7 protein-coding genes and 1 pseudogene are annotated in these 6,788 nt (G+C 71.6%); 7 read left to right on the top strand and 1 reads right to left on the bottom strand.

Going from position 1 to position 6,788, the window contains the following annotated elements; all coding sequences use genetic code 11:
• The 7 genes from ON39_RS24405 to ON39_RS24375 form a co-directional block, all read left to right on the top strand.
• On the top strand, positions 1 to 852 hold an 852-nt coding region (locus ON39_RS24405; RefSeq protein ID WP_040737836.1), incomplete at its 5' end, for a polyprenyl synthetase family protein.
• 10 nt (positions 853 to 862) lie between these two features.
• A complete protein-coding gene (gene crtI, locus ON39_RS24400; RefSeq protein WP_051186992.1) occupies positions 863 to 2,371 on the top strand; it encodes a phytoene desaturase family protein in 1,509 nt (502 codons plus the stop codon).
• A 10-nt stretch (positions 2,372 to 2,381) separates the two neighbouring features.
• On the top strand, positions 2,382 to 3,344 hold the full coding sequence (locus tag ON39_RS24395) for a phytoene/squalene synthase family protein (protein ID WP_040737835.1): 963 nt from the start codon (positions 2,382 to 2,384) through the stop codon (positions 3,342 to 3,344).
• Positions 3,345 to 3,352: 8 nt separating this feature from the next.
• A complete protein-coding gene (locus ON39_RS24390) occupies positions 3,353 to 3,697 on the top strand; it encodes a lycopene cyclase domain-containing protein (protein WP_040737834.1) in 345 nt (114 codons plus the stop codon).
• Complete coding sequence (locus ON39_RS24385; RefSeq protein WP_040737832.1) at positions 3,694 to 4,014, top strand: lycopene cyclase domain-containing protein; 321 nt, start codon at positions 3,694 to 3,696, stop codon at positions 4,012 to 4,014. The genes ON39_RS24390 and ON39_RS24385 overlap by 4 nt, the downstream gene beginning before the upstream one ends.
• A complete protein-coding gene (locus ON39_RS24380) occupies positions 4,011 to 5,600 on the top strand; it encodes an FAD-dependent oxidoreductase (RefSeq protein WP_040737831.1) in 1,590 nt (529 codons plus the stop codon). The genes ON39_RS24385 and ON39_RS24380 overlap by 4 nt, the downstream gene beginning before the upstream one ends.
• Positions 5,600 to 6,580: a DUF5914 domain-containing protein gene (locus ON39_RS24375; RefSeq protein WP_040737830.1), complete on the top strand. Its 981-nt coding sequence runs from the start codon at positions 5,600 to 5,602 to the stop codon at positions 6,578 to 6,580. The genes ON39_RS24380 and ON39_RS24375 overlap by 1 nt, the downstream gene beginning before the upstream one ends.
• A gap of 70 nt (positions 6,581 to 6,650) precedes the next feature.
• Here the strand turns inward: ON39_RS24375 and ON39_RS50795 are convergent.
• Positions 6,651 to 6,788, bottom strand: a pseudogene (locus ON39_RS50795) (DUF6764 family protein); the annotation flags it as partial.

Here is a 6,788-nt window from a genome sequence, read left to right as displayed (position 1 = left end):
GCGGCCCTGCGCGCGGCCGCGTCGCTCGAGCTGCTGCACGGTTTCGCGCTGCTCCAGGACGACGTGATGGACGACGGCGCGCTGCGGCGCGGCTCGGCGGCCGCGCAGGTGCGGCTCGCCGACCGCCACCGCGCACGTGGCCTGCCCGGGTCCGCGGCTCGATTCGGCGGGTCGGCGGCCACGCTGCTCGGGGACATGTGCCTGGTGTGGGCCGAGCAGCTGCTGCGCGACAGCGGACTGGCCGACACCGCGCTGGCCAGGGTGTGGCCGCGCTACGACGCCATGCGGATCGAGCTCGCGGTCGGCCAGCTGGCCGACCTGGCCAACGACGTCCGGGCCGCGCCGACCATGGACTCCGTCCTGGCCATCGCGCGGGCGAAGTCGGGAAACTACACCGTGCTCCGGCCGCTGGAGCTCGGCGCGGCGCTGGCCGGATGCCCGGAGCGGACGCTGATGATGCTGGGGCGCTACGGAACTCGGGTCGGCGAGGCGTTCCAGCTCCGCGACGACCTGCTCGGCGTCTTCGGCTCCGCGGCCGTCACCGGCAAGCCGGAGGACAGCGACCTCGGACAGCACAAGGCCACCAGCGTGGTGGTCGCCGCCTTGGCGATCGGCGATCGCGGGGTACGGACGGAGTTGCGCGAACTGCTCACCCTGCCCGCGCTCGACGCGCCCGCGATCGACCGGTGCCGGGAGTTGATCGCGGCGAGCGGCGCGCCGGAACGGATCGAGGACATGATCGCCGAGCGGGTGGCCGAGGCGCGCGCCGCGCTCGACGCCGCCGAGCTCGACCGGGACCGGCGCGCGGCGCTGGCGGATATGGCGCTGCTGTGCACCGCACGGCAGCTGTGAGGAGGACATGATGCGCACGGTGACCGGACGCAGCGACCACGTCGTCGTGGTGGGCGCCGGCCTGGCCGGCCTCGCCGCGGCGATCCATCTCGTGGGGCGCGGCCGCGAGGTCACGGTGGTGGAGCGGGAGAACACGCCGGGCGGCCGCATGGGCAGGCTCGACGCGCACGGCTACCGCATCGACACCGGGCCGACGGTGCTCACCATGCCCGAGCTGCTCGACGACGTCTTCGACGCGGTCGGCGAGCGCACCGCGGACCGCCTCGACCTGCGCCTGGTCGAGCCCGCCTATCACGCGACCTACGCCGACGGCCGCACGCTGGCCGTGCACAGCGACGAGGACGCGATGGTGCGGGCGGTCACCGAGTTCGCCGGCGCGGCGCAGGCGGCGGGGTACCGGCGGCTGCGGGACTGGCTGGCCCGGCTGTACCGGGCCGAGTTCGACCGGTTCATCGCGGCGAACTTCGAGTCGCCGCTGTCGATGCTGACCCCCGCGCTGGCGCGCCTGACGGCGCTGGGCGGGTTCCGGCGCTGGGATGACAAAGTGGCCCAGTTCATTTCGGATCCGGATCTGCGCCGGGTATTCACCTTCCAGGCGCTGTACGCCGGTGTCGCGCCGGATCGCGCGCTCGCCGCGTACGCGGTCATCGCGCACATGGACACGATGTCGGGCGTGTACTTTCCGCTCGGCGGGATGCGCGCGGTCCCCGACGCGCTGGCCGCCGCGGCCACGGCGGCGGGGGTGCGATTCCGGTACGGGAGCACGGTCACCGAACTGGCGCGCACCGGCGGCCGCGTGACGGCCGTCCACACCGATCAGGGCGAGCGAATCGACTGCGACGCGGTGGTTTTGACCACCGAGCTGCATCGCACGTATGAACTTCTCGAGCATCGATCGCGCCGACCGGTTCGGGTCCGCCCCGCGCCGTCGGCCGTCATCCTGCACATCGGCTACGACCGCGACGGACCCGAACTTCCGCACCACTCGCTGTTGTTCGGTGCGGCGTGGGGGAGCACGTTCCGGGAGATCATCGAGGCCGGGCGGGTCATGTCCGATCCGTCGCTGCTGCTGACCCGGGCGACCGCGGGCGACCCGAGCCTCGCCCCACCAGGCCGCGAGCTGCTCTACCTGCTTGCCCCGGCCCCGAATCTGCAACGCGGGCAGATAGATTGGGACAGTTTCGGAGACGACTACGCCGCGCGGATTCTCGATATCGCCCAGGCGCGTTCGCACGCGCTGAGGAACGCCGAGGTGCTGCGGATCGTCACCCCTGCCGACTGGGCGCGCAAGGACATGCTCGCGGGCAGTCCGTTCGCGCTGGCCCACACCTTCGCGCAGACCGGGCCGTTCCGGCCCGCCAATATGATCCGCGGCTTCGAGAACGTAGTTCTCGCAGGCGGTTCCACCGTGCCGGGGGTCGGCATCCCGCCGGTGCTGATCTCCGGCCGGCTCGCCGCCGACCGCGTCACCGGGCACGCACACATCCGGCGTGGCGCCGCCACCGCCACGGCACGTTGAAGGGAGGACGATGACGCGCACGGAATGGGCCGCCGCCGGGATCACCGATCCCGGACTGCGGGGATCGTATCGGTGCTGCCGGGAGCTCAATGCCCGGCACGGCAAGACGTTCTTCCTCGCGACCAGGCTCCTGGCCCCCGACCAGCGGCCCGCGGTGCACGCGCTCTACGGATTCGCCCGCCGCGCGGACGATATCCTCGACGACCTCGATCCGACGCGCACGGTCGACGAGCGCGCGGCCGGATTGGACGCGCTAGCACAGCAATTCGCCGCGCGGGACAGCGGCGGCGATCCCGTGCTCGCGGCCGTGCTGGACACCGCGGCGCGCTACGCCATCGACGGCCACCTCTTCGACGCGTTCCTGGCATCGATGCGCATGGACCTGACCGTCACCGACTATCCGGACCGCGCCGCGCTCGATCGCTACGTCTACGGCTCGGCCGAGGTGATCGGTCTGCAACTGCTGCCGATCCTCGGCACGGTCGACGCGGAGGCCGCGCCCTACGCGGCGGCACTCGGTAAAGCCTTCCAGCTGACCAACTTTCTGCGCGACGTCGACGAGGACCTGGCCCGCGACCGCGTGTACCTACCGGCCGACGAACTGGCCGCGCACGGCGTCGACCGGGACTTGCTCGAGTGGTGCGCAAAGCACCGGCGCGTCCAGCCGAGGGTGCGCGCGGCGCTGGCGGCGCAGCACGAGATCACCAGGGAGATATACGAAGACGCGCGCGGCGGGATCGAACGGCTCGCGCCGCGCTCACGCCCCTGCGTGACGACCGCGCTGACGCTCTACTCGGAGATCCTCGATCGCATCGAGGACGACGACTTCGAGATCTTCGGCCGCCGCGTCAGCGTGGGCACCGGTCGCCGGGTGCGCGTCGGCACCGCTGGATTGGTGCGGGCCTGGCTGGCCAGGCGCGGGCCGGCGTCGAATCACGGTCGTTCCCCGGACAATTCGCGTGCGCGGACCTAGGAGTCGAGATGGCACACTCGCACTATCTGCTGATCCTGATCTGCTGCCTGGTGCTGACCGCGCCGCTGGAGTTCCTCGGGTCCGGTGTCTATCGCAGACCACGGCGGTTGCTCGCGGCGCTGCTGCCGGTCGTCGCCGTCTTCGTGGCGTGGGATCTGCTCGCGATCGCGGGCGGGGTGTGGGACTTCGATCACCGGTATGTTCTCGGGATCTGGCTGCCCGGATCGATGCCGGTGGAGGAGCTGCTGTTCTTCGTCGTGGTGCCGCTGTGCGGGTTGCTGACGTTCGTAGCGGTCGAGACGCTGCTCGGGCGCGCACGGGTCCGGGCCCGTGCGGGCAGGAGCGCCCGGTGAGCATCGGATACACGGTGCCCGCGGCGGCGGCGGTCGTCGCCGTGTGCCTGCTCGAAGTGGCCGTGTTGCGAACCGGATTGCTGCGCAGGCCCGCGTATTGGTTGTCGATGGTCATCGTGCTCGGCTTCCAGATTCCGGTGGACGGGTGGTTGACCAGGCTCGACGCGCCGATCGTCCGATACGACCCGGATCACATTCTCGGGCTTCGCTTTCCGTGGGACATCCCGGTGGAGGACTTCCTGTTCGGCTTCGCGCTCGTGACGGCCGTGCTGCTCGGCTGGGAACGCGCCCGGCAACGCGAAGGAGAGCGACGATGACCACGGCGACCGCGCCACCGCTCGGCCGCGACCCGCGGCGCGTACGCTACCCGGCCCGGCCGGGGCGAATGGACGTGGGGGACTCGGGAACTCGGCCGACGGCGGTGGTGGTCGGCGCGGGCATCGCCGGGCTGAGCGCCGCCACCGGGCTCGCCGAGCGCGGCTTCCGCGTCGAGGTGATCGAGCGCGAGCGCTACCTCGGCGGGCGCGTGGGCGGCTGGACCGAGCGGCTCGCCGACGGCACTCCGGTCGGCATGAACCGCGGCTTCCACGCCTTCTTCGGCCAGTACTACAACCTGCGAAAGCTGTTGTCCCGCAGCGACCCAGAGCTGTCGAACCTGCACAGACTCGACGACTACCCGCTCATCGACGCCGAGGGCCGCCGCGACACCTTCCGCAATCTGCCGCGCACCCCGCCGTGGAACGCGCTGGCCTTCGCGCTGCGCAGCCCGACCTTCCGCATGCGCGACCTGGTCCGCATGGACGCGCGCGCCGCGGCCCCGCTGGCGGCGGTGTCCGTACCGGGGATCTATCACGAGCTCGACCAGCTCGACGCGGATACCTTCCTGCGGCGCATCAACTTTCCGGAGGCCGCGCGGCATCTGGCGTTCGAGGTGTTCTCCCGCAGCTTCTTCGTGGAGCCGCGGCAGATGTCCGCGGCCGAGTTGGCCGCCATGTTCCATATCTACTTCCTGGGCTCCAGTGAGGGGTTGGTGTTCGACGTGGCGCGGGACAACTTCGATGTCAGCCTCTGGACGCCGATCGCGGACCACCTGACCGCCGCGCCGAGCGCCGAGCGCCCCGGCCGCGTCGAATTCCACACCGGCACAGCGATCGCCGAGATCGAGGCGAGGGAGTCCGGTTTCGTCGTGACCGATGACACCGGAGCCACGCTCGCGGCCGACGCCGTCGTGCTCGCGGTCGACGTGCCCGCCTTGCGAGCGATCGTCGCGCACTCGCCGACCCTCGGCGACCCCGAATGGCGCACGCGGGTAGGCGGATTGGGCAACGCACCCGCATTCGCCGTGCTGCGGCTGTGGCTGGATCGACCGCTGCGCGCCGACCGGCCGAGCTTCCTCGGGACCGGCAACCTGGATCCGTTGGACAACATCAGCATCCTCGATCACTACGAGCGCACGGCGGCGGACTGGGCGCGTGAGCACGGCGGCAGCGTCATCGAGCTGCACGCGTACGCCGCCGCCGAGACCACGCCCGGCCGTGCCGCGCAACGGATTTTGCGCGACAGGCTGCTGGCTCGGCTGCGTGAGATCTACCCGGAATCGGCCGCGGCCGGGATCGTCGGCGAGCATCTGCTGTGGCGGCAGGACTGCCCGCGCTTCGCGCCCGGCGATTTCGCGCGTCGGCCGGGAGTCCGCACGCCGGATCCCCGGCTGATGCTCGCCGGCGACGGGATCCGGGTGGATCTGCCCGTCGCGCTGATGGAGCGGGCCGCGACCACCGGGTGGCTCGCCGCCGACCTGCTCTCGCAGGAGTGGGACGGCGCGGGTCACTCTTTGCAGACCGTGCCGAGTCGGGGACGATCGACCCTGCTTCGCACCTTCGCTACCCGCGAGAGGCGGTCTTGATGGGCAAAGTTTCACCGCTGCAACGGTTCTCGCCGGAGAAGTGGGCGCGGCAACGACCGACCTACCAGGACGCGGATCCCCGGGTGATCGCGGCCGCCCTGAAGTGGTCTCAGCAGCTGCCGAGCGGCAACTGGTACGCGTTCGCGGCCAGTCGCGATATCCGCGGCGACCGGCCGTTCGGCACGACCATCGGCGGGGTCGAGATCGTCGCGTGGCGGGATCGACTGGGCGCCTTGCAGGTCGGGCCCGGCGCGTGCCCGCACCTGGGCGCGCCGCTCGCCACCGCGGAGGTCGAGGACTCCGCGCTCATCTGCCGCTGGCACGGGTTGCGGGTCGGCGCGGGCGCGGGGAGTTGGTGCCCGCTGCCCGGCCACGACGACGGCGTGCTGGCGTGGGTGCGCCTGGACGCTCTGGGCGGCGAAACACCGACGGACCTACCGATTCTCGGTCCCCGCCCGGCCGATACCACCGTGCACGCGGTGACCAGGCTGGTGGGCGCCTGCGAACCGCGCGACATCATGGCGAACCGGCTCGATCCGTGGCACGGATCATGGTTCCACCCTTACTCTTTCGCGCATCTGGAGGTGCTCCGGTCGCCGCCGCGTGCGGGACTGACCGAGGAGAACCATCGCTTCCTGCTCACCGTCACGTTCCGCCTGACCCGTCGGCTCGGGATTCCCGTCGAGGCGGAGTTCACCTGTCCGGACCCGCGCACCATCGTGATGCGGATCGTCGCGGGCGAGGGTGCGGGCAGCGTCGTCGAAACCCACGCCACCCCACTGGGTTCCGGGCCGGACGGCCGGGCGCGCACGGCGGTGGTCGAGGCCGTGATCGCCACCTCGGACCGGCCCGGATTCCGGTTCACCCGGCGCACCCTGCCGCTGCTGCGTCCACTGATGAACCACGCGGCCAACCGGCTGTGGCGCGACGACCTCGCCTACGCCGAACGCCGGTATCACTTGCGCACCCGATCCCGATAGATCCCATAGCGATACCCCGAGTGGGGAGCGGGCCGCCGGCGCCGACGCAGCCACCGGCGGCCCGTGCACGTCAGCCCAAAGACAGGCAGCCCTGCCATGTTTGGAAGTCGCCCGCGAAGCCGACCCCGCCGCTACAGGTGGGTCCGGTGACCCCGGCGACGGTCACGGTGGCCCTCGGCCCGGCGATGCCGATGGACAACCCGGGCCG

Origin of the sequence: Nocardia tenerifensis NBRC 101015, from assembly GCF_000308715.1 — a bacterium.
Lineage (GTDB): Bacteria > Actinomycetota > Actinomycetes > Mycobacteriales > Mycobacteriaceae > Nocardia > Nocardia tenerifensis.
Note: the sequence above shows the minus strand (reverse complement) of the source record. Positions and strands in the feature narration are given on the sequence as shown.

Coding starts and splice junctions, on each gene's coding strand:
- crtI (WP_051186992.1), top strand. CDS start 863: ATGCGCACGGTGACCGGACGCAGCGACCACGTCGTCGTGGTGGGCGCC.
- ON39_RS24395 (WP_040737835.1), top strand. CDS start 2,382: ATGACGCGCACGGAATGGGCCGCCGCCGGGATCACCGATCCCGGACTG.
- ON39_RS24390 (WP_040737834.1), top strand. CDS start 3,353: ATGGCACACTCGCACTATCTGCTGATCCTGATCTGCTGCCTGGTGCTG.
- ON39_RS24380 (WP_040737831.1), top strand. CDS start 4,011: ATGACCACGGCGACCGCGCCACCGCTCGGCCGCGACCCGCGGCGCGTA.
- ON39_RS24375 (WP_040737830.1), top strand. CDS start 5,600: ATGGGCAAAGTTTCACCGCTGCAACGGTTCTCGCCGGAGAAGTGGGCG.